This window comes from Streptomyces sp. NPDC026538 (assembly GCF_055567535.1).
In genome coordinates this window covers 440,372-467,051 of record NZ_JBVHQG010000005.1, presented here as the reverse complement: position 1 = coordinate 467,051, position 26,680 = coordinate 440,372, and the positions used below count along the sequence as shown (strand labels likewise).

The 26,680-nt window shown below is 67.8% G+C and carries 22 protein-coding genes; 8 read left to right on the top strand and 14 right to left on the bottom strand.

Annotated features, from left to right (window positions below):
• Window position 1 precedes the first annotated feature (1 nt).
• Genes ACZ4N4_RS22570 through ACZ4N4_RS22555 form a run of 4 tightly spaced genes read right to left on the bottom strand, consistent with a single transcriptional unit; the run spans window position 2 to window position 4,549 of the window.
• Window positions 2–976, bottom strand: coding sequence for an ABC transporter ATP-binding protein (locus ACZ4N4_RS22570; protein ID WP_467591414.1), 975 nt, complete (start codon window positions 974–976; stop codon window positions 2–4).
• A gap of 8 nt (window positions 977–984) precedes the next feature.
• Window positions 985–1,995, bottom strand: coding sequence for an ABC transporter permease (locus tag ACZ4N4_RS22565; protein ID WP_453570727.1), 1,011 nt, complete (start codon window positions 1,993–1,995; stop codon window positions 985–987).
• A complete protein-coding gene (locus tag ACZ4N4_RS22560; protein WP_450754867.1) occupies window positions 1,988–2,911 on the bottom strand; it encodes an ABC transporter permease in 924 nt (307 codons plus the stop codon). Before ACZ4N4_RS22560 ends, ACZ4N4_RS22565 begins: the two co-directional genes overlap by 8 nt.
• Before the next feature lie 6 nt (window positions 2,912–2,917).
• Window positions 2,918–4,549 (bottom strand): peptide ABC transporter substrate-binding protein, encoded by a 1,632-nt coding sequence (locus ACZ4N4_RS22555; protein WP_467591410.1) that lies wholly within the window; start codon window positions 4,547–4,549, stop codon window positions 2,918–2,920.
• 543 nt (window positions 4,550–5,092) lie between these two features.
• On the opposite strand from ACZ4N4_RS22555, the gene ACZ4N4_RS22550 reads away from it, so the two are divergent.
• From ACZ4N4_RS22550 to ACZ4N4_RS22530, 5 genes are all read left to right on the top strand, one after another.
• Window positions 5,093–6,082: an ABC transporter permease gene (locus ACZ4N4_RS22550; protein WP_453570720.1), complete on the top strand. Its 990-nt coding sequence runs from the start codon at window positions 5,093–5,095 to the stop codon at window positions 6,080–6,082.
• An 83-nt stretch (window positions 6,083–6,165) separates the two neighbouring features.
• Complete coding sequence (locus tag ACZ4N4_RS22545) at window positions 6,166–7,923, top strand: ABC transporter substrate-binding protein (RefSeq protein WP_467591407.1); 1,758 nt, start codon at window positions 6,166–6,168, stop codon at window positions 7,921–7,923.
• A gap of 97 nt (window positions 7,924–8,020) precedes the next feature.
• The gene (locus tag ACZ4N4_RS22540) at window positions 8,021–9,001 is read left to right on the top strand and encodes an ABC transporter permease (protein WP_450754859.1); all 981 of its coding nucleotides are present in this window, start codon (window positions 8,021–8,023) and stop codon (window positions 8,999–9,001) included.
• A gap of 48 nt (window positions 9,002–9,049) precedes the next feature.
• Window positions 9,050–10,087 (top strand): ABC transporter ATP-binding protein, encoded by a 1,038-nt coding sequence (locus ACZ4N4_RS22535; RefSeq protein WP_467591404.1) that lies wholly within the window; start codon window positions 9,050–9,052, stop codon window positions 10,085–10,087.
• 24 nt (window positions 10,088–10,111) lie between these two features.
• Window positions 10,112–11,155, top strand: a complete 1,044-nt coding sequence (locus tag ACZ4N4_RS22530; RefSeq protein WP_362713038.1) for an ABC transporter ATP-binding protein — start codon at window positions 10,112–10,114, stop codon at window positions 11,153–11,155.
• 133 nt (window positions 11,156–11,288) lie between these two features.
• Here the strand turns inward: ACZ4N4_RS22530 and ACZ4N4_RS22525 are convergent, their stop codons facing one another.
• A complete protein-coding gene (locus ACZ4N4_RS22525) occupies window positions 11,289–12,611 on the bottom strand; it encodes an MFS transporter (RefSeq protein WP_467591400.1) in 1,323 nt (440 codons plus the stop codon).
• A gap of 213 nt (window positions 12,612–12,824) precedes the next feature.
• Window positions 12,825–13,232 (bottom strand): ATP-binding protein, encoded by a 408-nt coding sequence (locus tag ACZ4N4_RS22520; protein WP_467591397.1) that lies wholly within the window; start codon window positions 13,230–13,232, stop codon window positions 12,825–12,827.
• Window positions 13,233–13,423: 191 nt separating this feature from the next.
• Here ACZ4N4_RS22520 and ACZ4N4_RS22515 point away from each other — a divergent pair, with 191 nt between their 5' ends.
• Window positions 13,424–14,275 carry a helix-turn-helix domain-containing protein gene (locus ACZ4N4_RS22515; protein ID WP_467591394.1) on the top strand — a complete coding sequence of 284 codons (852 nt, stop codon included), beginning with the start codon at window positions 13,424–13,426 and terminating at the stop codon, window positions 14,273–14,275.
• On the top strand, window positions 14,272–14,484 hold the full coding sequence (locus ACZ4N4_RS22510) for a DUF397 domain-containing protein (RefSeq protein WP_467591391.1): 213 nt from the start codon (window positions 14,272–14,274) through the stop codon (window positions 14,482–14,484). Before ACZ4N4_RS22515 ends, ACZ4N4_RS22510 begins: the two co-directional genes overlap by 4 nt.
• Here the strand turns inward: ACZ4N4_RS22510 and ACZ4N4_RS22505 are convergent.
• Entirely contained in the window at window positions 14,472–14,864 is a 393-nt protein-coding gene (locus tag ACZ4N4_RS22505; RefSeq protein WP_467591388.1) for a VOC family protein, read from the bottom strand. The two genes, ACZ4N4_RS22510 and ACZ4N4_RS22505, sit on opposite strands and share 13 nt — an antisense overlap.
• 84 nt (window positions 14,865–14,948) lie before the next feature.
• On the opposite strand from ACZ4N4_RS22505, the gene ACZ4N4_RS22500 reads away from it, so the two are divergent.
• Window positions 14,949–15,692, top strand: a complete 744-nt coding sequence (locus ACZ4N4_RS22500; RefSeq protein WP_467591386.1) for a class I SAM-dependent methyltransferase — start codon at window positions 14,949–14,951, stop codon at window positions 15,690–15,692.
• A 6-nt stretch (window positions 15,693–15,698) separates the two neighbouring features.
• Here the strand turns inward: ACZ4N4_RS22500 and ACZ4N4_RS22495 are convergent, their stop codons facing one another.
• The 7 genes from ACZ4N4_RS22495 to typA all read right to left on the bottom strand — a co-directional run bounded on the left by ACZ4N4_RS22495 (window position 15,699) and on the right by typA (window position 26,556).
• Window positions 15,699–17,537, bottom strand: coding sequence for an alpha/beta fold hydrolase (locus ACZ4N4_RS22495; protein WP_467591383.1), 1,839 nt, complete (start codon window positions 17,535–17,537; stop codon window positions 15,699–15,701).
• Window positions 17,538–17,759: 222 nt separating this feature from the next.
• Window positions 17,760–18,881: an ABC transporter ATP-binding protein gene (locus tag ACZ4N4_RS22490; RefSeq protein ID WP_467591381.1), complete on the bottom strand. Its 1,122-nt coding sequence runs from the start codon at window positions 18,879–18,881 to the stop codon at window positions 17,760–17,762.
• 13 nt (window positions 18,882–18,894) lie between these two features.
• Window positions 18,895–19,956, bottom strand: coding sequence for an ABC transporter ATP-binding protein (locus ACZ4N4_RS22485; RefSeq protein WP_467591378.1), 1,062 nt, complete (start codon window positions 19,954–19,956; stop codon window positions 18,895–18,897).
• Between the two features lie 21 nt (window positions 19,957–19,977).
• Complete coding sequence (locus tag ACZ4N4_RS22480) at window positions 19,978–20,958, bottom strand: ABC transporter permease (protein WP_467591375.1); 981 nt, start codon at window positions 20,956–20,958, stop codon at window positions 19,978–19,980.
• A gap of 102 nt (window positions 20,959–21,060) precedes the next feature.
• On the bottom strand, window positions 21,061–22,863 hold the full coding sequence (locus tag ACZ4N4_RS22475; protein WP_467591372.1) for an ABC transporter substrate-binding protein: 1,803 nt from the start codon (window positions 22,861–22,863) through the stop codon (window positions 21,061–21,063).
• Window positions 22,864–22,950: 87 nt separating this feature from the next.
• On the bottom strand, window positions 22,951–23,985 hold the full coding sequence (locus tag ACZ4N4_RS22470) for an ABC transporter permease (protein ID WP_467591369.1): 1,035 nt from the start codon (window positions 23,983–23,985) through the stop codon (window positions 22,951–22,953).
• A 663-nt stretch (window positions 23,986–24,648) separates the two neighbouring features.
• Window positions 24,649–26,556, bottom strand: coding sequence for a translational GTPase TypA (gene typA, locus ACZ4N4_RS22465; RefSeq protein ID WP_453570674.1), 1,908 nt, complete (start codon window positions 26,554–26,556; stop codon window positions 24,649–24,651).
• Window positions 26,557–26,680 lie beyond the last annotated feature (124 nt).

Genomic DNA, 26,680 nt, shown 5'->3' with positions numbered 1-26,680 from the left:
GTCAACCATTGAGGCACTCCCTCCAGAAGTGACAGGCGCTGCCCCGGTGTCGATCCACCTCGTACAGCGGTGGCTCGTCGGTGCGGCACACGTCCTGGGCCATGGGGCAGCGCGGGTTGAAGGCGCAGCCCGGAGGGATGTGCATGAGGTTGGGCGGCAGGCCCTTGATGGCGTAGAGCTCCTGGCCCTTCTGGTCCAGGCGCGGGATGGAGTCGAGGAGCCCGCGCGTGTACGGATGCGCCGGCGCCTTGTAGATGTCGTGCACCGGCGCGGACTCGACGATCCGTCCCGCGTACATCACGGCGATCCGGTCGGCGACGTCCGCGACCACGCCCAGGTCGTGGGTGATCAGGATCAGCCCCATGCGGTACTCGCGCTGCAACTCCGCGAGCAGGTCCATGACCTGGGCCTGGACGGTGACGTCCAGCGCCGTGGTCGGCTCGTCCGCGATGATGAGCGCCGGCTCCAGGGCCAGCGCCATGGCGATCATGATGCGCTGGCGCATGCCTCCGGAGAACTGGTGCGGATAGTCCCGCACCCGCTGGGCGGCGCCCGGGATCCGCACCCGGTCCATCAGCTCGACCGCCTTGGCCCGCGCGTCCTTCCTGGACATCCCCCGGTGCACGACGAACATCTCGCCCAGCTGGTCGCCCACGCTCAGCACCGGGTTCAGCGCCGACAGCGCGTCCTGGAAGATCATGGCCATCTCGGCGCCCCGGATCTTCCGCCACTCCTCTTCCTTGAGTTTCAGCAGATCCCGCCCCCGGAAGAGGATCTCGCCCCCGCCGATCCGCCCCGGCGGCGTGTCCAGGATCCCCATCACCGCCTGGGCCGTGACCGACTTCCCGGACCCGGACTCCCCCAGCACGGCCAGCGTCTCCCCGGCGTCGACGGCGTAGGAGACGCCGTTGACGGCCTTCGCGATCCCGTCCCGGGTCCGGAACTCCACGTGCAGGTCGCGCACTTCGAGCAGCACGGCGGCGCTCACCTCAGCTTCGGGTCGAGGGCGTCGCGCACCGCGTCGCCGAGCATGATGAAGGCCAGGACGGTGAGCGCGAGGGCTCCGGAGGGCCACAGCAGCGCGTGCGGGGCGTTGCGGATGTAGGGCGAGGCCGCGGAGATGTCGATGCCCCAGGAGACGCTGGGCGGCTTCAGGCCCACGCCGAGGTAGGACAGGGTCGCCTCCAGCGCGATGTAGGTGCCGAGCGCGATGGTGGCCACGACGATCACGGGGGCCACCGCGTTGGGCGCGATGTGCCGCAGCAGGATCCGGGAGTTGGAGGCGCCGAGCGCGCGGGCGGCCTGGACGTAGTCGTTCTGCTTGGCGGTGATCACCGAGCCGCGGGCGATCCGGGAGATCTGGGGCCAGCCGAGCAGCACCATGAACCCGATGACCGGCCAGACCGTATTGCTGGTCACCACGGAGAGCAGGACGAGACCGCCGAGGACGACCGGGATCGCGAAGAAGACGTCGGTGATCCGGGACAGCACAGAGTCCCAGAACCCGCCGAAGAACCCGGCGAGCCCGCCGAGGACCGACCCGAGCAGCGCGACCCCGAGCGTGGCGCAGACGCCCACCGTGACGGACGTACGGGCCCCGTAGACGGTCCGGGTGTAGACGTTGCAGCCCTGTCCGTCGTACCCGAAGGGCGCGCCCGGCTGGGAGCCCTCCTGGGCCTTGGCGAGGTCGCACTTGAGGGGGGAGCCGGAGGCGATCAGGGACGGCCACAGGGAGATGACGACGAGGAAGAGGATGACGAGGGCGGAGACGATGAAGACCGGGTTGCGGCGCAGGTCCCGCCAGGCGTCGGACCAGAGCGAGCGCGCCCGTCCGCCGGAGGCGGCTGATGGGTACTGGGCCGCCGGACCCGTGCCCGGCGGCCCGCCCGGTGTCCTCTCCAGCGTCTGCGCCTCGCTCGTCGCGAGGTCCATGGCCCCGCCCGCCCCGGTCCCCGCGATCGCCCCCCGGTCGGGCTCGAACGGCTGCTCAGGCATAGCGGATCCTCGGGTCGAGTACGGCGTAGAGCAGGTCCACCAGCAGGTTGGCCACCAGGAACACCAGGACCAGGACCGTCACGAAGCCCACGACCGTCTGGGTGTTCTGCCGCAGGATCCCCTGGTAGAGCTGGTAGCCCACGCCGTGGATGTTGAAGATCCGCTCGGTGACGATCGCGCCGCCCATGAGGGCGCCGATGTCGGTGCCGATGAAGGTGACGACCGGGATGAGGGAGTTGCGCAGCAGGTGCCGGGTGATGACCCGGTGCCGGGGCAGCCCCTTGGCGACGGCCGTACGGACGTAGTCGCTCCGTCTGTTCTCGGCGATGGAGGTGCGGGTCAGCCGGGTGACGTAGGCGAGCGAGACGGAGGCGAGGACGAGCCCCGGCACGATCAGCTCGCCGAAGGTGGCGTCCGGGGAGACGGAGGGCTTGATCCAGCCCCACTCCACGCCGAGCAGCAGCTGGAGCAACAGGCCGGTGACGAACGTCGGTACGGAGATGACGACCAGGGTCGCCAGCAGCACCCCCGTGTCGACGGGCCGCCCGCGCCGCAGACCGGTCAGGACGCCGAGGGTGATACCGATGACGACCTCGAGGACGATGGCCACGATCGTCAGCCGGATGGTGACGGGGAAAGCGGTGGACATCAGCTCGGTGACCGGCTGTCCGTTGAACGCCGTACCGAAGTTCCCGGTGAAGACGTTCCCCATGTAGGTGAGGTATTGCTGCCACACCGGCTTGTCGAGTCCGAACTCCTTCTTCAACTGGGCGGCGGTCGCCGGATCGCAGGCCCGCTCTCCGCACAGCCCGGCGATCGGGTCGCCCATGACGTTGACCATCAGGAAGATCAGCAGCGTGGCCCCGACGAACACCGGGATCATCTGGAGCAGCCGCCGGACGACATAGCGCCCCATGCCGCGTCAGCTGACCTTGATCTCGTTGTACACGGGGACGCTGAACGGATTGAGGGCCACGTTCGAGAGCCGCTCGGAGTAGCCGGCGCTGCCGTTCTGGTACCAGAGCGGAATGGCGGCCATGTTGTCGCGGACGACTTCCTCGGCCTTCTGGAAGGTGCCGACGGCCTTGCCGGTGTCCGTCTCGGCGTTGGCCTGGTCGACGAGTTTGTCGAAGTCCTTGTTGGACCACTTGCCGTCGTTGGAGGAGGCGTTGGTGTAGTAGAGCGGCTGGAGGAAGTTCTGGATGAGCGGGTAGTCCATCTGCCAGCCCGCGCGGAACGGGCCGGTCATCTTGTGCTGGCCGATCTGGTTGCGGAAGTCGGCGAAGGTGCCCACCGGATTCCCGACGCACGCCTTGTCGTTGCCGAGCGCGTTGTTGATGGAGTTGCACACGGCGTCCACCCACATTCTGTGCGAGCCGGTGTCGGCGTTGTACGTGATCTTGAGCTGTCCGCCCGGCAGCCCCCCGCCCTCCTGGACGAGCTTCTTGGCCTGCGCCGGGTCGTAGTCACAGGCGCTCCCGCACAGCCCTTCCTTGAAGCCGCCCACCAGGCCGAGCACCGGCGAGGTCCAGTCGGTGGCCGGGGTGCGGGTGTTCCGGAAGATGGTGTCGGTGATCTGCTTCCGGTTGATGGCCATGGAAAGGCCGGTGCGGACCTTCTCCGATCCGCTCTTGTTCCAGGCGCCGTCGTAGTAGGGAAAGGCGAGCGTCTGGATGATGCCGGCCGGGGTGTTGATGTAACGGTCACCGAGATCGTTCTTGACGTTCTTCAGCTGCGAGGCGGGAACGTCGTCGACGAGGTCGAGGTTGCCGGCGATGAGGTCGGTGTAGGCGGTGTCGCTGTCCGTGTAGACCTTGAGCGTCACTCCACCGTTCTGCGCCTTGTCGGCACCGGGGTAGCCGTCCCACTTCTTCAGGGACATCTGCGATCCCTTGGTGTACGACTCGATGGCGTACGGCCCGTCGCCGACCGGCTGCTTCAGCCAGCCGGCGTGGTCGGTGAAGAAGGACCGGGGCAGCGGGGCGAAGGCCGCGTAGCCGAGGGTGTCGGGGAAACTGGAGAACTTCTGGTTCAGCTTCACCGTGAAGGTCTGGTCGTCGACGACCTTCAGACCGGAGAGCGCCTCGGCGCTCTGGCTTCCACTGTCGGGATGGACCTTGTCGTATCCCTCGATGTACCCGAAGAAGTAGGCGTTCTTCTGGTTGTTCTTGAGGCTCGCCCCGTAGTTCCAGGCGTCGACGAAGGAGCGGGCGGTCACCTTCTCGCCGTTGGAGAAGGTCCAGCCGTTCCTGACGGTGATCGTGTAGTTCTGCGAGTCGCTCGTGTCGATGTTCTGGGCGAGCATGTCCTGCGCCTTGCCGGTCTTCGGGTCGTACTTCTTCAGACCCCGGAAGATCATGTCGAGGACCTTGCCGCCCTGGACCTCGTTGGTGTTGGCGGGCTCCAGGGGGTTCTGCGGGTCGCCCCAGGAGGAGCTGAGCACGCCGCTGTCACCGCCGCCCCCGCCGCTGCCGCCGCCGCCCCCGCAGGCCGTGGCGGCGAGCGCCGTCACGGCCGCGCAGGCCGCCCATCGGGCGTGCGTGGCTGAACGCATGGCGTGCCTCCTCCATGAAGGGTCATCCGCGAAAGGTGCGCTACCGGTCAATATCGACTCAATCGGTCGATATCGCTCACCCACTGCACCGAACGGCGGCCCTCAGGAGCCCCATGACGACCTTTAGGGGGACACGTCACCCGATTGCAGACGACCCCTCGAGAGCCGGTTGAGGATCTTGAGGTCGCAGCGCAATGGATCTACGCGTAACGATGCCGAAACGTTGGATTGCGACCCAGCGATGTACGCATTTCGGCACACTCGCGTCCGCATATCGAACTCCTTGCCCGTTTAGCCCAATTAGTCCGAACTAAAGCACGGGGTGATTACGAGGTGCTACCCGCGTAGCTACGGAACGGTCAAGGCCAGGTAAAAAAAGTAAAGAGAAACCCAAGCCGCCCGAGAATTTATTGACCTTGAATGAATTGCGTTGAAAAAGTCCGGCGTAGCCCGTAGGGGAGTGCCCTGCGGAGTCATCAGACCCTCCCTTGGGCCAGGAGCACCATGACCCCCCCAACTCCATCCGCGGCTGCCCCGCTCGAGGTGACCGACGAGACCGAGAAGAAGTCGACGACTTCGGACGGCTCGAAGGGCAGCGAGAGCAGGTCGCCGGGCCGCCTGGCCTGGAAGCGCTTCAAGCGCGACCGGACGGGCGTTATATCCGCTTACGTCGTGATCTTCTTCTTCGTGATCGGCATAGCCGCGCCGCTCATCGCGAAGCTGTACGGGAAGGACCCGTACACCACCTACACCACCCAGCACCCCGAGCTGCTCAACGCCTTCTCGTACCCCGCAGGGCCCAACGGCGGCATGAGCTCGGAGTACTGGTTCGGCATCGAACCCCAGCTCGGCCGGGACGTCTTCACGTTCCTGCTGTACGCCATCCGCAACTCCCTCGGTATCGCGACGGCCGCCGCCCTGCTCACCACGGTCCTCGGCGTCGTGATCGGTGTCACGGCGGGCTACCTGGGCGGCAAGACGGACTACCTCGTCAGCCGGATCATCGACATCCTGCTGTCGTTCCCGTCCACGCTCTTCTTCATCGCGTTCATGCCCGTCGTGTTCGGTTTCTTCGTCGCCCCCGACGAGAACATCCCGACCTCGCTCCGCGCCACCGCGCTGATCCTGGTGCTGTCCGCCTTCGGCTGGGCGTCCATCGCCCGACTGCTACGCGGGCAGGTACTCGGCCTGCGCGAGCGGGAGTTCGTCGAGGCGGCCAAGGTCACGGGCGCGTCACCGATGCGCGTCGTGTTCAAGGAACTGCTGCCCAACCTCTGGACTCCGATCATCATCCAGTCCACCCTGCTGCTGCCGGCCTTCGTGACCGCGGAGGCGGGCCTCGCCTTCCTCGGCGTGGGCATGATCGATCCGACCCCCGACTGGGGCGTGATGATCGGCCGAGGCGCGCAGTTCTACACCGAGGACATCACCTTCATGCTCTTCCCGGGCATCTCCATGGTGATCTTCGTCCTCGCCTTCAACCTGCTCGGTGACTCGGTGCGCGACGCGCTCGACCCGAAGTCCAAGCGGTAGCGACCCCCTGCACCACCCGGCCCGGTTCGATGACGTCCGGCTGGTTCCGACCATCCGAATTGACCCCTATAGGCAGGCTCAGCATGTCTTTTTCTCGCAGAAACTTCCTGATCGCCACCGGTGTGGCTGCGGCTTCCACGACCGTGCTGAGCGCTTGCAGCAGCGGTGACGACAGCAAGGGCTCGTCGAAGGTCCCGTCCGTCTCCACCGCGAAGACCATGAACATCCCGGTCGGCACCAAGGCGGACTCCACGGGTCCGGCGCCCGAGGTCCCGGGCGCGGTCAAGGGCGGCACGGTCTACTCGCTCGACCAGTTCGACATGGACCACCTGGACCCGGCGCAGATCTACGTCTCCACCGAGGGCGCCATCACCCGCCCGATCCTGCGCGGTCTGACCGGCTACAAGGTCGACGACAAGGGCGGCGCCACGCTCGTCGGCGACGTCGCGACCGACGCCGGCACCATGAAGGACGGCGGCAAGACCTGGTCGTTCACGATCAAGGACGGCATCAAGTGGGAGGACGGCACCGACCTCTCCATGGACGACGTCCGCCACACCTTCGAGCGCCTCTTCGCCTCCTTCGTGACCGAGGGCCCCCGCTACGTCCAGCAGTGGCTGGTCGGCGGCGACAAGTACAAGGGCCCCTACGACGGCAAGAAGCTCTCCTCGATCGAGATCTCCGGCAGGACGATCACGTTCACGCTCACCGAGGCCCGCACCGACTTCAACTACACGCTCGGCATGCCGGGTTACGGCCTCGTCAACAAGAAGAAGGACACCAAGGAGAAGTACGACAAGCGTCCGTACTCCCTCGGTCCCTACAAGATCGACAGCCGCAGCATCGGCAAGTCGATGACCTACGTGCGCAACGAGCACTGGGACGCCGCCACGGACTCGATCCGCAACGCGTACCCGGACAAGTACATCTTCCAGTTCGGCTTCCAGCCGGTCGCCTCCACCGACCGCTACATCGCCGACAAGGGCAACGACCAGTACGCGATGTCGATCTTCAACGAGGTCGCCGCGGAGCGCACGGCGCAGGTCCTCACCAACGCCTCGCTGAAGAAGCGCGTCCTCACCCAGGTCGACACGGTCACCTACTACTGGCCGATCAACATGACCCGGATCAAGGACGTGAAGGTCCGCCAGGCGATCAACTGGGCGTGGCCGCACCAGCAGCTGCAGACCATCCGCGGTGGCGCCTCCACCAGCGAGCTGGCCAGCACCATCCTCAGCCCGGTCACCCCCGGCTACAAGAAGTTCGACCTGTACGGCGTGACCACGAAGCCCGGTGGCGACCCGGTCAAGGCCAAGGCGCTGCTGAAGGAGGCCGGCAAGGTCGGCCAGAAGCTGGTCATCGCCTACCAGCAGTCGGACAACGCGGTGAAGCAGGCCGTGGCCATCAAGAACGCCCTTGAGGCGGCCGGCTTCCAGGTCGTCAACCAGCAGGTCGACAAGACGACCTTCTACACCCAGATCGGCAAGATCGACAACGGCTACGACCTGTTCGCGGCCGGCTGGAGCCCGGACTGGCCGAACGGCTACTCGGTCTTCTACCCCTGCTGGAGCGGCAAGAACATCGGCGACGGCCGCAGCAACTACGCTCAGCTGAACGACCCGAGCGTGAACAAGGCGATCGACGCGGCCGCCAAGATCGCTGACGTCGCCGAGGCCAACAAGGCCTGGGGTGCCATCGACAAGCAGATCATGGAGCTCGCGGCGGTCGTCCCGGACTACCACTCCATCCGTAACTGGATGTACGGATCCAAGATCGGCAACGTCGTCTACGACGCCGGCAACACCTGCGTCGCGCTCTGCAAGCTGTACGTCAAGAAGTAAGCGCACCAGACCCTCGGGGGGCGGCCATGACCTGGCCGCCCCCCTACGGCCCACCCCTCACCCCGGCGACGGCGCCCCGTCCGGAAAGTCACGCCCCATGTTCCGCTTCCTTGTCCGCCGAGTCTTCGGCGCGCTGGTCATCCTTTTGATCATCAGCGCCGTCACCTTCTGGCTCTTCTACGCCATCCCGCGTGACCCCGCCACGTTGTCCTGCGGCAAGAACTGCACGCCCGACATGCTCGCGCAGGTCCGGCACAACCTGGGCATCGACCACCCGGTTCCGGTCCAGTACTGGTACTGGCTCAAGGGCATCTTCGTCGGACGCAGCTACGGCGACTTCGGCAACTGCAGCGCGCCCTGCCTCGGGTACTCGTTCGCCAACCGCGAGCCCGTCCTCGGCACGATCCTGGACCGGCTTCCGCTGACCCTGTCGCTCGCCTTCGGCTCGGCCGTCGTGTTCCTCATCTTCGGCATCGGCTCCGGCATGCTCGCCGCCGTCAAGCAGGGCAAGTGGCAGGACAAGGTCGCCAGCTCGGCGTCGCTGGTCGCCTCTTCGATGCAGATCTACTTCGTCGGCTACATCGCGATGTACTTCTTCGTCGCGAAGCTCGGCATCCTGGACAACCCGTCGTACACCCCCCTCACCCAGAACCCGATCGAGTGGGCCTCCGGCCTGCTGCTGCCGTGGCTGGTGCTGGCCCTCATCTGGACCGCGAACTACACCCGTATGACGCGCTCGCAGCTGGTCGAGACGCTCAGCGAGGACTACGTGCGCACGGCTCGGGCCAAGGGTCTGTCCCGCCGCAACGTGTTCTTCCGGTTCGCCTGGCGTGGCGCCATGGGTCCGATCGTCACGATCTTCGGCATCGACCTCGCCACGCTCATCGGCGGCGCGATCATCACCGAGACCGTCTTCAGCCTCCAGGGCGTGGGCCAGCTCGCGCTGAAGTCCGTGGACCAGAGCGACCTGCCCATGGTGCTCGGCGTGACCCTGCTGTCCGCCGGCGCGATCGTGATCTTCAACATCGTCGTCGACGCCGTCTACGCCCTCATCGACCCGCGGATCCGGCTCGCCTGACCTCCGCCCCACCCCCGACCTCTCGCATCACCCCCCAGGAGCGTCACCGTGACGAGCACCGATCAGCAGCCGTTCCTCTCCGTCAAGGACCTCAAAGTCCACTTCTCCACCGAGGACGGCATCGTCAAGGCCGTCGACGGGCTCAGCTTCGACCTCGTCAAGGGCCAGACACTCGGCATCGTGGGCGAGTCGGGCTCCGGCAAGTCCGTCACCAACCTGACGATCCTGGGTCTGCACGACCCCGCCCGCACCCAGATCGACGGCGAGATCCTGCTCGACGGCAAGGAGCTGCTCACGGCTTCCGAGCGGGAGCTGGAGAAGCTGCGCGGCAACAAGATGTCGATGATCTTCCAGGACGCGCTGGCCTCGCTGTCGCCGTACCACACCATCGGCACTCAGATCTCCGAGGTGTACCGCAAGCACACCGGCGCTTCCAAGAAGGAGTCCCGGGCGCGGGCGATCGAGATGCTCAGGCGGGTCGGGATCCCGCAGCCGGACGTGCGGGTGGACGACTACCCGCACCAGTTCTCCGGCGGTATGCGCCAGCGCGCGATGATCGCCATGGCGCTGGTGTGCGACCCCGAGCTGCTGATCGCGGACGAGCCCACCACGGCGCTCGACGTGACCGTCCAGGCGCAGATCATGGACCTGCTGAAGGACCTCCAGCAGGAGTTCGGCACGGCGATCATCTTCATCACCCACGACCTCGGTGTCATCGCCGACATCGCTGACGACGTCCTGGTGATGTACGGCGGCCGGTGCGTGGAGCGCGGCACCAAGAAGCAGGTGCTGGGCGCGCCGCAGCACCCGTACACGCTGGGCCTGCTCAACTCCATGCCGAGCCTCGACGGACCGGTCGACGTCCCGCTGTCGCCCATCCCCGGCTCGCCGCCCTCGCTGCTCAACCCGCCCACCGGCTGCCGCTTCCACCCGCGCTGCGCGTTCGCGGACAAGGTGCCGGGCAACAGGTGCTCCACCGAGCGGCCGCTGCTCCAGCTGACCGAGGGCCGCGGTTCTGCCTGCCACCTGGAACTCAGCCAGCGTGACGACCTCTTCGCCGACTACGCGGCGACCAGCCACAACTGACGGACAAGACGGGACTTCACGATCATGAGCAACACGAACCCCCTCCTGGACGTCTCCGGGCTGACCAAGCACTTCCCGATCAAGGGCGGCTTCCCGATCAAGCGGACGGTCGGCGCGGTGCAGGCCGTGGACGGTCTGGACTTCCAGGTCGCCGAGGGCGAGGCACTGGGCCTGGTCGGCGAGTCGGGCTGCGGCAAGTCGACCACCGGCCGGCTGATCACCCGCCTCCTGGAGCCGACCGGCGGCAAGATCTCCTACCGCGGGCAGGACATCACGCACGCCGGCCGCAGGCAGCTGGCGCCGATCCGGTCCGAGATCCAGATGATCTTCCAGGACCCGTACGCGTCCCTCAATCCGCGGCAGACGGTCGGCAAGATCATCGCGGGTCCGATGGAGATCAACGACATCAACCCGCCCGGCGGCCGCGAGGCCCGGGTCCGCGAGCTCCTCGAGATCGTCGGCCTCAACCCGGAGCACTTCAACCGCTTCCCGCACGAGTTCTCCGGCGGCCAGCGCCAGCGCATCGGCGTCGCCCGTGCCCTCGCGCTGGAGCCTAAGCTGATCGTGGCGGACGAGCCGGTCTCGGCTCTGGACGTCTCGATCCAGGCCCAGGTCGTGAACCTTCTCCAGAAGGTTCAGAAGGAACTGGGCATCGCGTTCGTCTTCATCGCCCACGACCTCGCGATCGTGCGGCACTTCTCGCAGCGGGTCGCGGTCATGTACCTCGGCAAGATCGTGGAGATCGCCGACCGCGAGGACCTGTACGAAAACCCGCGCCACCCCTACACGCGGGCGCTGCTGTCCGCCGTGCCCGAGGCGACGGTGGATGTGGAGCCGCGCGAGCGGATCCGCCTGGTCGGCGACGTCCCGTCCCCGATCAACCCGCCGTCCGGCTGCCGCTTCCGCACCCGTTGCTGGAAGGCGACGGAGAAGTGCGCGACGGAGGCCCCGCCGCTGGTCCAGGCCGAGGGCAACAAGCCCGGCCACCTGACCGCATGCCACTATCCTGAGGTGCGGGACATGGTTCCCGCCCCGCGCCTCTCCAAGGACCCCGAGGCAGCGGCCTGACACACCCCTTTCCGTCAGCCGCCGCCTGCGGAACGGACTTTCACCGGCCCATTGACCCGAGCCCCGAACGTCCGCTCCAGGGGAGAAAGGCCCGCACCTCCCCAGGTGCGGGCCTTTCTCATGGCCGCCGCCGTCAGGTGGGCGTGGCGTCGCCCGCACCGGTGTCGGGCAGCGGCACGTCGGTCTGCGGCGGGGTGTCCGATGTCGCGGTACCGGCCGCCGAGGACCGGGGCCGGTCCGCGTCCGGCGCCCGCAGCGATCGCACCGCGGGAGACAGGAGTGCGGCGAGCGTGGCGGTGACGATCAGGACCGCGCAGACCTCCAGCATCCGGTCGGTGCCGAAGGCGTCGGCGGCGGGACCCGCCAGGGCGAGGCCGAGCGGCGCGAGGGTGAGCGAGCCGAACCAGTCGTAGGAACTGACCCGGGACAGCGCCTCCTCGGGGACCTCACGCTGGATGGTGGTGGACCACAGCACGCCGAAGAAGTCCAGGCTGACGCCGGCGGCGAAGGCGCCCACCGCCACGACCCACAGCGGCGCCCCGACCCCGAGGAGGACCGGCGGCAGGGCGACGGGCAGGGTGAACAGGACCGCCGCCAGGATCGGCCGACCCACCCGGGTACGGCCCGCGATCCCGGCACCGGCCACGGCCCCCAGGGCCTGTGCGGCCACCACCAGCGACCAGGCGCGGGCCCCGCCGAAGTGGGCACTCGCCGCCAGTGGCCCGAGGACACCGGCGTTGGCGTTCATGGCGGCGACGACCACGGAGAACTGGACGACGACCACCCACAGCCACTGACGGGAGGCGAACTCCTGCCAGCCCTCGCGTAGATCGGTCCAGCCCGAGGTGGCCTTCCGTGGCCGACGGCTCAGCCGCAGCGGGACGGTGAGCGCCGCGCTGACGACAAAGGACAGGCTGTTGAGGGCCAGCGCCCAGCCGGCCCCGACCCATGCCACGGTCACGCCCGACAGGGCCAGCCCCAGCAGCAGCGAGGTGTTGGTACCGACCCGCAGCAGGCCGTTGGCTCGCTGGAGCACCTCGGACGGCACCAGCCGCGGGATGACCCCGTCCATCGCGGGCCCGAAGAGGGCGGATGCGATTCCCGCGGTGACGGCCAGTGCGCACAACGCGGCGACAGGGGCGTGGCCGCTGAGCACCATCGCCGCGAGTCCGCCGTAGGAGAGGGCGCCCAGCACGTCCGACACCACCATCAGCCCGGAGCGGGAGACCCGGTCGGCGATCACACCGCCCACCAGGACCAGAGCCAGCTGCGGCACCGCCTGGCAGGCGACGACCAGCGAGAGCTCCCCCGGGGTCGCGCCGGGCAGCGAGAGCACCGCGAAAGCCAGCGCGATCCGGGCGAATCCATTGCCCAGGACGGAAATGATCCGGGCCAGTGCCAGCCGGACGAAGGCGGCGTTGCGGAGTAAAGAGGGGGTGCGGTCGGCGACAGACATGGACGGGCACACTACGCCTTCGGCGTCTCGGGCCCTTCTCTCCCCCTGCGGTCACTCTTCGACGAACAGCTCCGCGGCGTCCGTGACGTGCATCGCCGGCTGGGCCCAGACCTCAAGCTGGCCCGGGTCAGTGCAGGGCCTGCACCAGCTCGCGCACGGCATCACACCAGGCACGAGTCGACGAACTGCACGAAGACCGTGGCGACCCCACCATCACGCCACCCCCAGCTCACACCACACGTACTTGCCCCGGTCCCCGAACCGGGACGACGGCTGCCAACCCCAGCAGTCGGCACACGCCACCACCAGCCCCAACCCCCGCCCCGCCTCCTCGAGACCCGCCACCGCATCCAACGACCCCGGCGGCTCCGGAGGCACGGGATCCGCATCCCACACCCCGATCCACACGACGCCCTCCGGGGAACACCGGACCCTCAGTGCGGCCGGTCCCTTCGTGTGTCGTACGGCGTTGGACACCAGCTCCGCCGCCAGCAGCTCCGCCGTGTCGGCCAGGCCGATGAGCCCATGCATCGTCAGGATCAGACGCAGGGTGCGGCGGCAGATCGTCACCGCTCTGAGGTCGTTCGGGACGGAGAGCGTGTAGTCCCAGATTTCGGGCATGCGTCATCAACTCCGGTCGAGTGAAGGGGATTTCACACTCGGTGGCATCGCCGCACGACGGTACGGTGCGCTTCCTCAGCGTGTGCGTTGCGTCACCGACGGTAGACGTAACTGTTAATGCGTCGCAACCCGGTCGCGTAATCTGACGCCCGAACGAGTCGACTTCCCGGACGTGTTGAGAGGACCAGCCGATGGCATTGAGGGCCGAACCGACGGCACGTCAGATGCGTCTCGCCGTCGAGCTGCGCAGGCTTCGAGACGCAGCAGGCCTCAGCGCTCGGGAGGCGGCGAAACTGCTAGGTGTGAGCCCTCCGCACATCAGCCAGATCGAATCCGGCCTGACCGGGGTGAGCGAGAACCGCCTGCGTCGCCTTGCGTCCAACTACTCCTGCTCGGACCACGCACTCGTCGAAGCTCTGGTGGCCATGGCGACCGACCGCACGCGAGGCTGGTGGGAGGAGTACCGGGAACTGCTGCCGACACCCTTCCTCGACCTGGCCGAGCTGGAATACCACTCGACGTACCGGCGGGATGTGGAGTTCCTGGTCATCCCGGGCCTGCTCCAGACGGAGGACTACGCCCGCGCCGCGTTCTCCTCCAGGGTTCCCGAACTCCCCGAAGAGGAGCTGGGGCTACGGGTGCGGCACCGCATGCGGCGCAAGGTCGTCCTCGAAAGGACCGACCCCCTCCCGTACGAGGCCGTCGTCCACGAAGCGGCACTTCGCATCAAAGTCGGCGACCGCGTCACTTCACGAGCCCAGCTCGCTCAGGTCCTGGAACTCTCCGAGGCCGACCACATCACCGTGCGCGTCATCACCTTCGAACTGGACGGCTTCGGTGGGGCCTGGAGCCCAATGATGCTCGCGGGAGGTGCCGTACCCAAGCTGGACACCGCCGCTCGTGACCATCCCGACGGCACCGGGCTCATCGACTCCGAGGCTCAACTGGGCGCACTGCGAACACTCTTTCGTAGAGTAGAAGCAGCGTCTCTCGACCCCACCCGCTCCCGTGACTTCATCCACCGCCTGGCCAAGGAACTGTGAGACTCACCGTGATCGCTCTCGACACCTGGCGGAAATCGTCCTACTCCGGTGGCGGCGACGGCAACAACTGCCTGGAGATCGCCACCCGCCCCACCCACATATCCATCCGCGACTCCAAGGCCCCCACCAGAGCCACCCTCACCTTCCCCGCCGCCGCCTTCACTCCGTTCCTCGACGCCCTGAAGGGCACCGCCCCTCACACCTCCTGAGCCACCAGCTCCACCTCGAAGCCGTCCCCGTTCTCCAGGTAGGCCGCGTAATGCCCGGGACCGCCCGCGTACGGGTGGCGGTCGGTGAAGAGCAGTTCCCAGCCGTGTCCCGCGGCCTCCTCCACCAGCGCATCCACCGTCGCCCGGTCGGCCACGTGGAACGCCAGGTGGTTCAGGCCCGGGCGCATCCGGTCGTGCCCGGCGTCGCCGCCCCGCAGGGCCGGCGACCGCTCGATCACGACGTACGTCGCCCCCAGCCGCCAGCTGCGGCCCGCCGGCCAGTCCTGGTACGGCGTCCAGCCCAGCCGCTCGAGCAGCCAGCCCCAGGACTCCGTAGCCCGGCCCAGGTCCGCCACCCACAGCTCTACGTGATGAAGCATCCTCGCCCCAAAGGAAGTTGATAGAAAGTCAAGAAGACAGCCGTTCCTGACCCTTCGTTCAACATCGTGTGGCAGACTGCCGCGGTGGTCGATCATTCGTTCGCGGATATTTCGCTCGCCGCGCTGTACGACAGCCTCAACCCGTGGGGTCCGGGTGACGACTTCTACCTGGGTCTCGTCATGGCCGCCGGGTCCGTGCTCGACGTCGGCTGCGGCACCGGGCGGCTGCTGCGGCAGGCCCGCGAGGCGGGGCACGAGGGACGGCTGGCGGGGCTCGACCCGGCGGCCGCGATGCTCGTGCAGGGGCGGCAGGCCGACCCGACCGTCGAATGGATCCTCGGCGATCTCCGTACCCGGCTCTGGGACGGACCCGGCTTCGACCTCGTGGTGATGACCGGTCACGCCTTCCAGGTGCTGCTGGGCGACGAGGAGTTGCGCGTCGCGCTGACCGCCGTACGGCAGGCCCTCTCCCCCACCGGCCGCTTCGTCTTCGAGACCCGCAACCCCGCCGCCCGCGCCTGGGAGAGCTGGACCCCCGACCGCGTGCACCACGTCACCGACCCGGACGGCCGTGAGGTCCGGGTCTGGCACGAGGTCGAGGGAACCCCGGCCGGGGACCGGGTGACCTTCACGGAGACCTACGACGGCCCCCACTGGCCCCGGCCCCGGGTGTGCCGCGCCACCCTGCGCTTCCTCGGCCCCGACGCCCTCGCCGGCTTCCTCACCGGAGTCGGTCTGAAGGTCGTCGAGCAATACGGCGACTGGGCACGCGGCCCGGTCACCCCCGACAGCCCCGAGATCATCACGGTCGCGGGGCCCGCGCGCTGAACCCGGTCAGCCCAGTGGCAGCGTCAGGTGTGACGCCTCGCCCTCCGGGGAGGTGATCGTCGTGGTGCTGCCGTCGACGCTCTCGTCCGAGTAGAGCTGGTCCTTGCTGCCGACGACCAGCATCAGGCGGTGGTCCGTTGCCACGTCGTAGCCCGCGGCCTGGAGTTTCCAGGTGACCGTTCGGTTCTGGCCGGCGCTCAGGCCGGTGAGGGTGAGCGGCTCGTGTGTGACGATGCGGGCCGTGTTGTCGGGGCTCACGTCGAACAGGTAGGCCACCAGGGTGGTGGAGTCGGCCGTACTGCGCACCGTCAGCGTCAGTTCGGGGATGCCCCGGATGCGGCGGGCCGCCGCGCCCTCGCGGCCCGCCGGAAGGGGGTCGCTGGTCCAGACGGCCAGGTACTGGCGGTCGAACTTGTCCGTGGCGTAGCTCTTCGGGTTGCCGTTCCACTCGGCCTGGCCGGTGGTGATGACGGCGTCGACGGCCGTGGCGTCGGTCAGCTGACCGGCCGTGAACTCCCGCTGCCAGCCCGTCTCCGGTTCGATGCCCAGACCGCCGTCCCTGCTTGCCGACGCTGCGGCGGTCAGGTACCAGCGTTCGGTGGAGGTGGTGACATCTCCCCAGGACGGGCGGGGCTCACGGACGGCCGGCTCCGTGATGACGTCCTTACCGGTCTCCGGGTCGATCCGGGTCCGGTAGGTGAACATGATCTGACTGGTGACCGGGGACCAGCCGGGTACGCCGTTGTCGGCCCCGAGCACATGGTGGTCCAGCCACGCGAACGCCTCCTCGACCGCCACGTTCGGGCCGCTGAACGGGACGGTCAGACCGGCGCTCTCGGGGGCGGCGTGGTCGCCGATCCAGAGGTTGAGGTGCTTGGGTACCGTCAGCCGGTCGAAGAGCTCGATGACCTCGTTCACCGGGAACAGCGTCTCGTGCCAGGTGTTGGAGATGAACGTGGGGACGCCACGGGCGTTGGTCTCCTCGACGTATGCCGACGGAGCCCGCTCCTTGCCCCACGCCACCACGTCGTCCATGTTCCGGCCGGCCTGGAAGTCGTCCAGGATCTGTTGGGTGGCCGCGTCGAACTTCCGCTCGACCGGGCCGCCGGTGAAGTTGACCAGGGCGGTCACCGCGGCCAGGTGCCGGGTGTCGTACTGGTAGAGGCTGTCGGCCAGGTCGCCCCAGGTGCTCAGCGCCACGACCGCGTCCACACGCTCCTCCGGATCGTGCGCGGCGACCAGCTGGCTGATGCCCGAGCCGTACGACTCACCGAGGAACGCGATCTTGCTCGGGTTGAAGTGCCGCTGGGCGTAGCCGATGACGGTCGAACCGTCGGCCCAGTCCGCGGGGCCGCCCACGTCGATGGTGCCGCCGGAGGTGAACGGGCTGTCGATGTAGCCGCCGCCCGGGATCCGCAGCGTGAGGCCGATACCGCGCGGGGTGTAGGCCAGCACGTGGTATCCGCGCAGCGCCAGCTGGAGGTACGTGTACTCGAACAGGACCCAGCCGAAGGGCGTCCAACCGGCGGGGACGATCACCACCGGCCGGGGTTCCGTGGTCCTCAGCTTGATCGTGTGGGCCGACAGCCGTACGCCGTCGTCCGCGGTGATCCAGGGGAAGCCGACGGTGGCCGCCTGCCGCACCCGTTCGGTGAGCTGCTGGAGGTCGGCGGTCAGCAGCGTCCTCTCGGCCGTGCCGCTCAGGGTGGCCACCAGGGCCTCGGCGAGGTGGGCGGCGGCCGGGTCGATCGAGGTGGGCGAGGTGTAGACGCCTCGGTCGGCGATCTCGGCTAACTGTGCCGCGGTGACCGCGCCGATGGTGTCGTCGTCATGCGGGTTGCTCACGGAGCGCTTCCTCTCTGCGCCGCCGACCGGGAGAGATGGAACGGTCGGCGTGTGCCGTACGCCGGGAACCCGACGCCCCATAGGCCTTTCCATCCCCGCGACGGCATCCACGAGCGTGCGGAAGCGCGGCTACCGCTTAGGCGTGAACCGGGCGCTCACCGGGCGAACGCCCACGCCGGTCGCCCAACGGCGCAACCCCGACGGCAGAGCCCCCCCCCCCCGCTACTTCCCCCTCTCCTCCCTGTCCTCCAGCGCCGCCAGCGCCGGGTCCAGGACGATGTCCTCGTCCCTCGCCTCCGTCGTCGGCTCCTCCGGGAAGTGGCAGGCCGTCAGGTGGCCCTCCCGGTTGCCCGAGATCTGGACCAGCGGCGGTTCCTCCGTCGCGCACTTGTCCTGGGCCTTCCAGCAGCGGGTGCGGAAGCGGCAGCCGGACGGCGGGGAGATCGGGGAGGGGACGTCGCCGGCCAGCCGGATCCGCTCGCGGCCGACCGCGTCCTCCCCGCCCGAGAGGTTCACCTCGGGCACCGCCGAGAGCAGGGCGTGGGTGTAGGGGTGGCGGGGGCGGTTGTAGATGGCGTCCCGGTCACCGACCTCGATGATCTTGCCGAGGTACATCACCGCGACCCGCTGGGAGAAGTGCCGTACCACCGCCAGGTCGTGGGCGATGAAGAGGAAGGCGATGCCCAGTTCCCGCTGGACCTGCTGGAGGAGGTTCACCACCTGGGCCTGGATGGAGACGTCCAGGGCCGAGACCGGCTCGTCGGCCACGATCAGCTTCGGCTCCAGGGCCAGCGCGCGGGCCACCCCGATGCGCTGGCGCTGGCCGCCGGAGAACTCGTGCGGGAAGCGGTTGAAGTGCTCGGGGTTGAGGCCGACGATCTCCAGCAGCTCCCGTACGCGCTTCTCCCGGCCGCCCTCCGGCTCTATCCCGTTGATCTCCATCGGGCCCGAGATGATCTTGCCGACGGTCTGGCGCGGGTTCAGCGAGGAGTACGGGTCCTGGAAGATCATCTGGATCTCGGAGCGGATCGGCGCCAGCTGTTTGCGCGAGGCACGGCTGATGTCCTTGCCGCGGTACGAGATCGAACCGCTGGTCGGCTCCATCAGGCGGGTGATCAGGCGGCCCGTCGTCGACTTGCCGCAACCCGACTCGCCCACCAGGCCGAAGCTCTCACCCACCCCCACGGTCAGGTCGATGCCGTCCACGGCCTGGACGTGCCCGACCGTCCGCCTGATCGGGAAGCCGCCCTTGACCGGGAAGTACTTGGTCAGCCCGGAGACCTCCAGCAGCGGTTCTCCGGCGGCGGCCTCGCGCTGGGCCGGAAGGATCGTGTCCTGGGTCATGACGTGTCGTCTCCTAGCCCAGTCGGGGCTTGATCTCTTCGATGAAAATGGTTCGCTTCTGGTCCGCCGTGAGGTGGCAGGCCGAGGCGCGGTCGGGGGCCAGCAGCGGGCGTTCGGTGACGCAGCGGGCGCCGCCGACCCGGTCCTGGAAGGTGCAGCGCGGGTGGAAGCGGCAGCCGGACGGGGGGTTCAGCAGCGAGGGCGGAGCGCCGGGGATCGGGCTCAGCGGGGTGGCGAGGTCGGAGTCCAGGCGGGGCATGGAGTTCAGCAGGCCCCAGGTGTACGGGTGCTGGGGTGCGCGCAGCACCTCGTCCACCGTGCCGCGCTCCACCGCGCCGCCCGCGTACATCACCATGATGTCGTCGGCCATGTCGGCGATCACCCCCAGGTCGTGGGTGATGAAGATGATGCCCGATCCGAACTCCTGTTGCAGGTCCTTGAGGAGGTCCAGGATCTGGGCCTGGACCGTGACGTCCAGAGCCGTGGTCGGTTCGTCGGCGATCAGCAGGTCGGGGTCGCAGACCAGGGCCATCGCGATCATCGCGCGCTGGCGCATACCGCCGGAGAACTGGTGCGGGTAGTCCTTCGCCCGCGCCGCGGGGTTGGGGATGCCCACCTTGCCGAGCATCTCCACGGCCCGCTCCCAGGCCGCCTTCTTCGAGGCGCCCTTGTGCTTCATGAACGGCTCGGCGATCTGGCGCCCGACCGTGTAGTACGGCGACAGCGCGGTGAGCGGGTCCTGGAAGATCATGGCGACCTTGTTGCCGCGCAGCTTCTCCATCTCGGATTCCCTGGCGGTGGTCAGTTCCTTGCCGTCCAGGAGGATCTCGCCCTCGACGGTGGTGAACTGCGGGTTGTGCAGGCCGAGGATGGTGAGGTTGGTGACGGACTTGCCGGAGCCCGACTCGCCGACGATGCCGAGCGTCCTGCCGCGCTGCACGTCGAACGACAGCCCGTCCACGGCCCGCACGACACCGTCCTCGGTGCGGAAGCTGACGTACAGGTCCCGCACGGAGAGGAAGGCGCCCGCGTCGGCCGGGGCGGGGGCGCCGGCGTCCTTGGTCAAAGTGGTCACGACGGTTCTCCTCTTACCCGGCTAGGCCAGCCGGATGCGCGGGTCGATGAACGCGTACGCCGCGTCGACGATGATGTTGAACAGCAGGATCATGGCGGCCGAGAACAGCATCACGCCCAGCAGCAGCGGAAGATCGCTGAAGAACACGGACTGCACGGCGAGTTGGCCGAGCCCCGGCAGGCTGAACGTGTACTCGGTGATGATGGCTCCGCCGAGCAGCGAGCCGAGGTCGATGCCGAAGATGGTGACGATCGGGATCAGTGAGCCGCGCCAGGCGTAGCGGAAGAAGACGTACCGCCGGGACATGCCCTTCGCACGGGCCGTGCGGACGTGCTCCTCCTGCAGCTGTTCGATCATCGCCGAGCGCGCCATACGGGTGTACTGCGCGGCGAAGATCGTGGACAGCACCACCCAGGGGATGATCAGTCCGGTGAACCAGGTGACCGGGTTGTCCTCGAAGTTGTTGTAGGCCGGTTTGTCGAACCAGTGGGTCTGGTAGACGAGGATGGCGAGCGCGAGCGGGCCGAGGAAGTAGATCTGCATCGAACTGAGCACCATCGCCCCGGCGGTGGCGGCCTTGTCGACGAGGGTGCCGCGTTTCCAGGCGGCCGCGAGGCCGGTGCCGAGACCGATGATCAGGAAGCAGACCGCGCCGCCCAGGGTGAGCGAGACCGTGGTGGGCAGCCGGTCCATGAGCGTCGGCCAGACCGGGTCGTTGGTGTGGTACGAGTACCCGAAGCACGGGGCGGGGCAGGGGCCCTGGTCGAACTGGTTGCTGCCCAGTACCAGGTTGTGCAGGAAGATTCCGTACTGCTCGGGGATCGACTTGTCGAGGCCGAGCACATGGTGGATGTTCGCGAGCGACGTGGGGTTGCACGTCTTGCCGCACATCAGCAGCGCCGGGTCCCGGGGCATCCCGAAGAACAGCAGGAACGTGACGATGCTCAGCAGGAAGAGGATGACGATCGCACCGAGGGACCGGCGGACGAGGAAACGCAGCATGACAGGGGCAGCTCTCTCGCGTCGGCGGGCCGGACGGTACCCGGTACGCCGTCACCCGCGCGGGGCGTACGGACGTACCGGGTACCGGACCGACGGCGGCGGTTACTTGATGTAGAGGCGACGCGGGTCGATGCCGCCGATCACGTTGTCGTAGACGAGCCCGCCGACCTTGGAGCCGGCGATCTGGACCTGCTTGTAGTAGGCGGTCGGAACGACGTTGACGACGTCCGTGAGCAGGTACTTGTCGATCTTCTCCCAGGCCGCGGCGGACTTGGCCGGGTCGGTGATCGCGTTGGCGGCGTCGATGTCGCTGTTGACCTTGGGGTCGTTGACGTGCGAGTAGTTCGGCGAACCGTCGGCGATCGCCCGGCCGTCGTACAGCGGCGGGATCACGGTCGAGGCGGACGGCCAGTCGGCGCCCCAGGCGGTGTGGTAGATGTCGTAGTTGTTGGTGACCTTGCCGATCTGGTCGTAGTACGTCTCGGCCGGGATCTCCTGGCGCTGGACGTCGAAGCCGGCCTTCTCCAGGCCCGCCGCCATGGCGGTCGAGTACTGCTGGCCCTCAGGGGTGTTGATGTAGCCGAAGGTCAGCTTCATGCCGACCTTGCCGGCCTCCTGGAGGAGCTTCTTGGCCTTGTCCGGGTCACCGGCCGGCTTCGCCTTCTTGCCGAACGGGTCGAACTTGGCGTCGTAGCCGGTGACGGTCGGGGAGATCAGACCGCCGGCCACCTCCATGGCGTCGTTGCCTCCGTAGGCGCGGATGAACGGCGTGATGGGCAGCGCGTACGCGATGGCCTGACGGATCTTCTTGTCCTTGATGTGGTTCAAGTTGATGTTCATCTGGCCCACGTACGGCTGGTAGCCGGCGACCGTACGGGCCTTGAGGGTCGAGTCGCTGAGGACCTTGGACAGGTTGCCCGCGTCGACCTGGTTGTTGAAGCTGACGCCGGTCTGGTCGGCACCGCTGTCCGCGAGGAGGGCCTTGGTGGACGTCTCGAACTGCTGGTTGAAGGTGAAGTCGAACTCGTCCACGTACTGGCTGCGGATCGGGTCGGTCTTCGGGTCCCAGTTGGTGTTCTTGACCAGGACCATCGACTTGCCGGACTTGAACGACTGGATCTTGTACGGGCCGCTCGTGACCGGGGTCTTGTCGTACTTCGCCTGGGTGTCACCCTTCTTGGACACCACCGCGTAACCCGCCATGGCGAGCGCGTACGGCAGGTCCGGGTGGGCCGTCTTGAAGTGGAAGACGACGGTCTTGGCGTCGGGCGTCTCCAGGATGCTGTCCGGCAGGTGCTTGCCCTTGTAGGGGCCGTCCGGCAGCAACTTGCGGTAGTCGGCGCCCGTGGTGTCGGCCAGCCACTGCTGGAGGTAGGTCGGGCCCTGGTTGATGAAGGACGCGAAGAGCCGCTCGTAGGTCTGCCGGAAGTCCGCCGACGTGATGGGCGTGCCGTCGGCGAACTTGATGCCGTCCTTGAGGGTGTACTTCCAGGTCTTGCCGCCGTCGGTGGTGGTGCCGGAGTCGGTGGCGAGGTCGCCGACGACCTCGTGGCCCACTCCCTTGTCGTCGGTCGCCTTGTACCCGGTCAGGCCTCTGTGGATCAGCGTCGCGAGGGAGCCCTCGTCGGAGACGTAGATCTGGGCCGGGTCGAGGTGGGCGTAGCTGTCACGCTGCAGCACCTCCATCTTGCCGCCGCTCTTGGCGCCGGGCACCGCCTTCGCGGGGCCCTGGGAGTCGGCCGCGTCACCGAACTTGATGGCCGCCTGCTGCGCCTTGGCGTTGTCCTGGTCCTTCTTGCTGTCGTCGCTCGCATCGCTGCCCCCCTTGCTGCAACCGGTGAGCATGAGAGCTCCGGCCGCGAGCACTGAAACCGCCGTGTATGCGTGGCGTCCGCCCCTACTCATCACTGAATTTCCACCTATCTCCGTGTCACCGGTGCACAAAGGGAATTGCCGTGCGGTATCCGGGCGAGGACGCCCACGAACGAGCGGTCAGCGCGCCGTCTTGGGATCGAAGGCGTCGCGGACCGAGTCCCCGAGCAGGTTGAAGGCCACGATGAAGATGATCATCGAGATGCCGGGGAAGAACATGTAGGTGATGTCGTTCTGCAGTACGAGCTCGGTGGAGGCCTTGGCGAACATCTGCCCCCAGTCCGGGGTCGGTTCGACGATGCCCACCCCGAGGTAGGACAGCCCCGCCTCCGCGGTCACGAACCCCGGCAGCATGTACGTCGACTGGACGAGGATCGGGGTGACGACGTTCGGCAGCATCTCCCTGCGGATGATCCGCCAGGGCGAGGCCCCGCTGACCTTGGCCGCCTCGATGAACTCCCGTTCCCGCAGCGCGAGCGAGGTGCCGCGCAGGATGCGGCCGAGGCCCATCCAGCCGAGGAACCACTGCACCAGGATCAGCGCGACCACCCGCACATAGGTGGGCGTCTCGTCGCGCGGGTTCACGAAGAGCGAGACCACCACCGGCATGCTGGCGATGAAGAACAGCTGGGCCGGGAAGGCGAGGAGGAAGTCGATGACCCGCCCGATCCAGTAGTCCGTCCTCCCCCCGAGATAGCCGGCCGCGATGCCCAGCAGGATGCCGGTCAGCACCGTCGCGAGCGTCACCGCCACCGAGATCATCAGCGAGGTCCGGATGCCGTAGATCAGCTTGGTGAACACGTCGTAGCCGTTGCCCGGTTCGAGACCGAACCAGAAGTCACCGCTGATGCCGCCGTTGGGCTGCACCGGCACGCCCGCGCTGTCGAAGAGTTCGGGACGCTCGTCCGCGTAGACGGTGTACGGGTTCTTGCCGTACAGCATCGAGATCAGCGGGGCGAGCAGAGCGATCAGGAAGAAGAAGCCCACGACGTAGGCCGAGAGGACGCCGGTGCGGTCGCGCTTGAAGCGCATCCACATCAGCTGGCCGGGGGACCGGCCCTCGAGCTGCCTCGCCTCGGTCTTCGTGTCGGGTTGCGGCCCGCCGTCGATGACGGCCGGCCTTCCGCCACCCTCTATGTCCGTAGGACTGGTCACAGTTCGTCCAATTCACAGGTCTGGGTGTGCCGAACCGGCGACCGGCATGGGGGAGCACGGCCGCGGGGGGCAGGATCTGAAGGCGTGTCAGGGCATCCCGGAGCATGCGGGAAACCCACAGCCGGACGCGCGTAGGCGAGCGACGGCGCTACGCGGCCGGCCGGTTCCTCAGAACCAGCCGCCGGACGAACAAGGGCATTCGGGAACGGACGACGATGGAACCCACCTGGTGCCTGTGACACTGCACATGGGACCCCTCCTCATGACTTCACGTGTTCACCAACCGGAGAGGGCTTCCGTCTTCCCTCCGACACCCCTGACGGAGGGTCAGACGCCCCCTGGTGCTCGTGAGTCGGCGCTGTCCCCACAGCGCGAGACCCATTGACCCGAGCGCTACGCGGCTAACTATCTGCCATGAGCCAGGTGCCGACCACTGTCTTTAAATCTCAATTCAGTCACAGCCGATGCCAAGTTCTTCCGAAAAATGGACAAACTGTTCGGCGGGAGAAGGCCACGAAACGGACTTGTTACATGGGTATCGGGCGAGGATCTCCGCATTTCGGACACTGGCCGAAGGTGACTCACTCCTGGCCACCCGAAAACGGGTTGCAAAAAGCCCGGGTGCCCCCATCATGGGGGCACCCGGGCCTCGATGTCCTGCGATCAGCCGTGCTTGGCGCGGCTGGCGGCGCGGGCCCGCTCCCGGGCGTCCAGGTTCACCTTGCGGATGCGAACGGCCTCCGGGGTCACCTCGACGCACTCGTCGTCACGGCAGAACTCCAGCGACTGCTCCAGGGAGAGCTTGCGCGGCGGGACGATCGCCTCGAACGAGTCGGCCGACGACGACCGCATGTTGGTGAGCTTCTTCTCCTTGGTGATGTTCACGTCCATGTCGTCGGAGCGCGAGTTCTCGCCGACGATCATGCCCTCGTACACCTCGGTGCCGGGGTCGGTGAACAGCACACCGCGCTCCTGGAGGTTCGTCATCGCGAACGCGGTGACGGCGCCGGCGCGGTCGGCGACGAGCGAGCCGTTGTTACGGGTCGTCAGGACGCCGAACCACGGCTCGTGGCCCTCGTGGATGGAGTGGGCGATGCCGGTGCCGCGCGTGCCGGTCAGGAACTCGGTGCGGAAGCCGATGAGACCGCGGGACGGCACCACGAACTCCATGCGGACCCAGCCGGAGCCGTGGTTGGACATGTTGTCCATCCGGCCCTTGCGGACGCCCATGAGCTGCGTGACCGCGCCCATGTGCTCCTCGGGGACGTCGATCGTCATGCGCTCGACGGGCTCGTACGTCTTGCCGTCGACCTGCTTGGTGACGACCTGCGGCTTGCCGATGGTCAGCTCGAAGCCCTCACGGCGCATCTGCTCGACCAGGATGGCGAGCGCCAGCTCACCACGGCCCTGGACCTCCCAGGCGTCCGGACGGTCGGTGTCGAGCACGCGGAGCGAGACGTTGCCGACCAGCTCGCGGTCGAGGCGGTCCTTGACCTGGCGGGCGGTGACCTTGCGGTCCTTGACGGCGGCCTTGTTGTCGGCACCCTTGCCGGTGCCGCCGCGGCCGACCAGCGGCGAGGTGTTGGTGCCGATGGTCATCGAGATCGCGGGCTCGTCGACCGTGATCAGCGGCAGCGGGATCGGGTTCTCGGGGTCGGCGAGGGTCTCGCCGATCATGATGTCCGGGATACCGGCGACCGCGCAGATGTCACCCGGTCCCGCCATCTCGGCGGGCTTGCGGGTGAGCGCCTCGGTCATCAGCAGCTCGGTGATACGGACGTTGGCCATCGTGCCGTCACGCTTGATCCAGGTGACGGTCTGGCCCTTGCGCAGCTCGCCCTGCTCGACCCGGAGCAGCGCGATGCGGCCGAGGAAGTTGTCGGCGTCCAGGTTGGTGACGTGGGCCTGGAGCGGGGCGGCCTCGTCGTACTCGGGAGCCGGGACGTGGGACAGGATCGTGGAGAAGAACGGCTCCAGGCTGTCGCTGTCGGCCGGGACGGTGCCGTCCTCCGGCTTGGTCAGCGAGGCCACACCGTCACGCGCACAGGCGTAGACGATGGGGAACTCGATCTGGTCCTCGTCGGCGTCGAGGTCGAGGAAGAGGTCGTAGGCCTCGTTGACGACCTCGTCGATGCGCGAGTCGGGGCGGTCCGTCTTGTTGATGCACAGGATGACGGGCAGGCGGGCCTGCAGCGCCTTGCGCAGCACGAAGCGGGTCTGGGGCAGCGGGCCCTCGGAGGCGTCGACGAGCAGCACCACCGCGTCCACCATCGACAGACCGCGCTCGACCTCGCCGCCGAAGTCGGCGTGGCCCGGGGTGTCGATGATGTTGATGGTGACGACCTCGCCACCGTCCTTCGGGTGGTACTTCACGGCCGTGTTCTTGGCCAGGATCGTGATGCCCTTCTCACGCTCCAGATCGTTCGAGTCCATCATGCGGTCGTCGAGCGACTCGGCGGCGTGCGCGGCGAAGGCGCCGGCCTGCTTCAGCATGGCGTCGACGAGGGTCGTCTTGCCGTGGTCGACGTGGGCGACGATGGCGACGTTGCGGATGTCGTGGCGCGTGGCCATGAAGGCGTATCTCCTGGAATGTGAGGAAGGCCCGGCGCGTACGTCGGTGATACGCGGACCCTGCCGGGCTGGACACGCCACGGCCTTACTCCATCCTACGTGGCCCCGGCGGGAGACTCATTCC

Excerpts from the sequence above, each read along its gene's own strand:
- ACZ4N4_RS22565 (WP_453570727.1), bottom strand. The coding sequence starts at position 1,995 with ATGCCTGAGCAGCCGTTCGAGCCCGACCGGGGGGCGATCGCGGGGACC.
- ACZ4N4_RS22515 (WP_467591394.1), top strand. The coding sequence starts at position 13,424 with ATGGCATTGAGGGCCGAACCGACGGCACGTCAGATGCGTCTCGCCGTC.
- typA (WP_453570674.1), bottom strand. The coding sequence starts at position 26,556 with ATGGCCACGCGCCACGACATCCGCAACGTCGCCATCGTCGCCCACGTC.
- ACZ4N4_RS22540 (WP_450754859.1), top strand. The coding sequence starts at position 8,021 with ATGTTCCGCTTCCTTGTCCGCCGAGTCTTCGGCGCGCTGGTCATCCTT.
- ACZ4N4_RS22520 (WP_467591397.1), bottom strand. The coding sequence starts at position 13,232 with ATGCCCGAAATCTGGGACTACACGCTCTCCGTCCCGAACGACCTCAGA.
- ACZ4N4_RS22480 (WP_467591375.1), bottom strand. The coding sequence starts at position 20,958 with ATGCTGCGTTTCCTCGTCCGCCGGTCCCTCGGTGCGATCGTCATCCTC.
- ACZ4N4_RS22560 (WP_450754867.1), bottom strand. The coding sequence starts at position 2,911 with ATGGGGCGCTATGTCGTCCGGCGGCTGCTCCAGATGATCCCGGTGTTC.
- ACZ4N4_RS22475 (WP_467591372.1), bottom strand. The coding sequence starts at position 22,863 with ATGAGTAGGGGCGGACGCCACGCATACACGGCGGTTTCAGTGCTCGCG.
- ACZ4N4_RS22490 (WP_467591381.1), bottom strand. The coding sequence starts at position 18,881 with ATGACCCAGGACACGATCCTTCCGGCCCAGCGCGAGGCCGCCGCCGGA.
- ACZ4N4_RS22525 (WP_467591400.1), bottom strand. The coding sequence starts at position 12,611 with ATGTCTGTCGCCGACCGCACCCCCTCTTTACTCCGCAACGCCGCCTTC.
- ACZ4N4_RS22530 (WP_362713038.1), top strand. The coding sequence starts at position 10,112 with ATGAGCAACACGAACCCCCTCCTGGACGTCTCCGGGCTGACCAAGCAC.
- ACZ4N4_RS22505 (WP_467591388.1), bottom strand. The coding sequence starts at position 14,864 with ATGCTTCATCACGTAGAGCTGTGGGTGGCGGACCTGGGCCGGGCTACG.
- ACZ4N4_RS22555 (WP_467591410.1), bottom strand. The coding sequence starts at position 4,549 with ATGCGTTCAGCCACGCACGCCCGATGGGCGGCCTGCGCGGCCGTGACG.
- ACZ4N4_RS22545 (WP_467591407.1), top strand. The coding sequence starts at position 6,166 with ATGTCTTTTTCTCGCAGAAACTTCCTGATCGCCACCGGTGTGGCTGCG.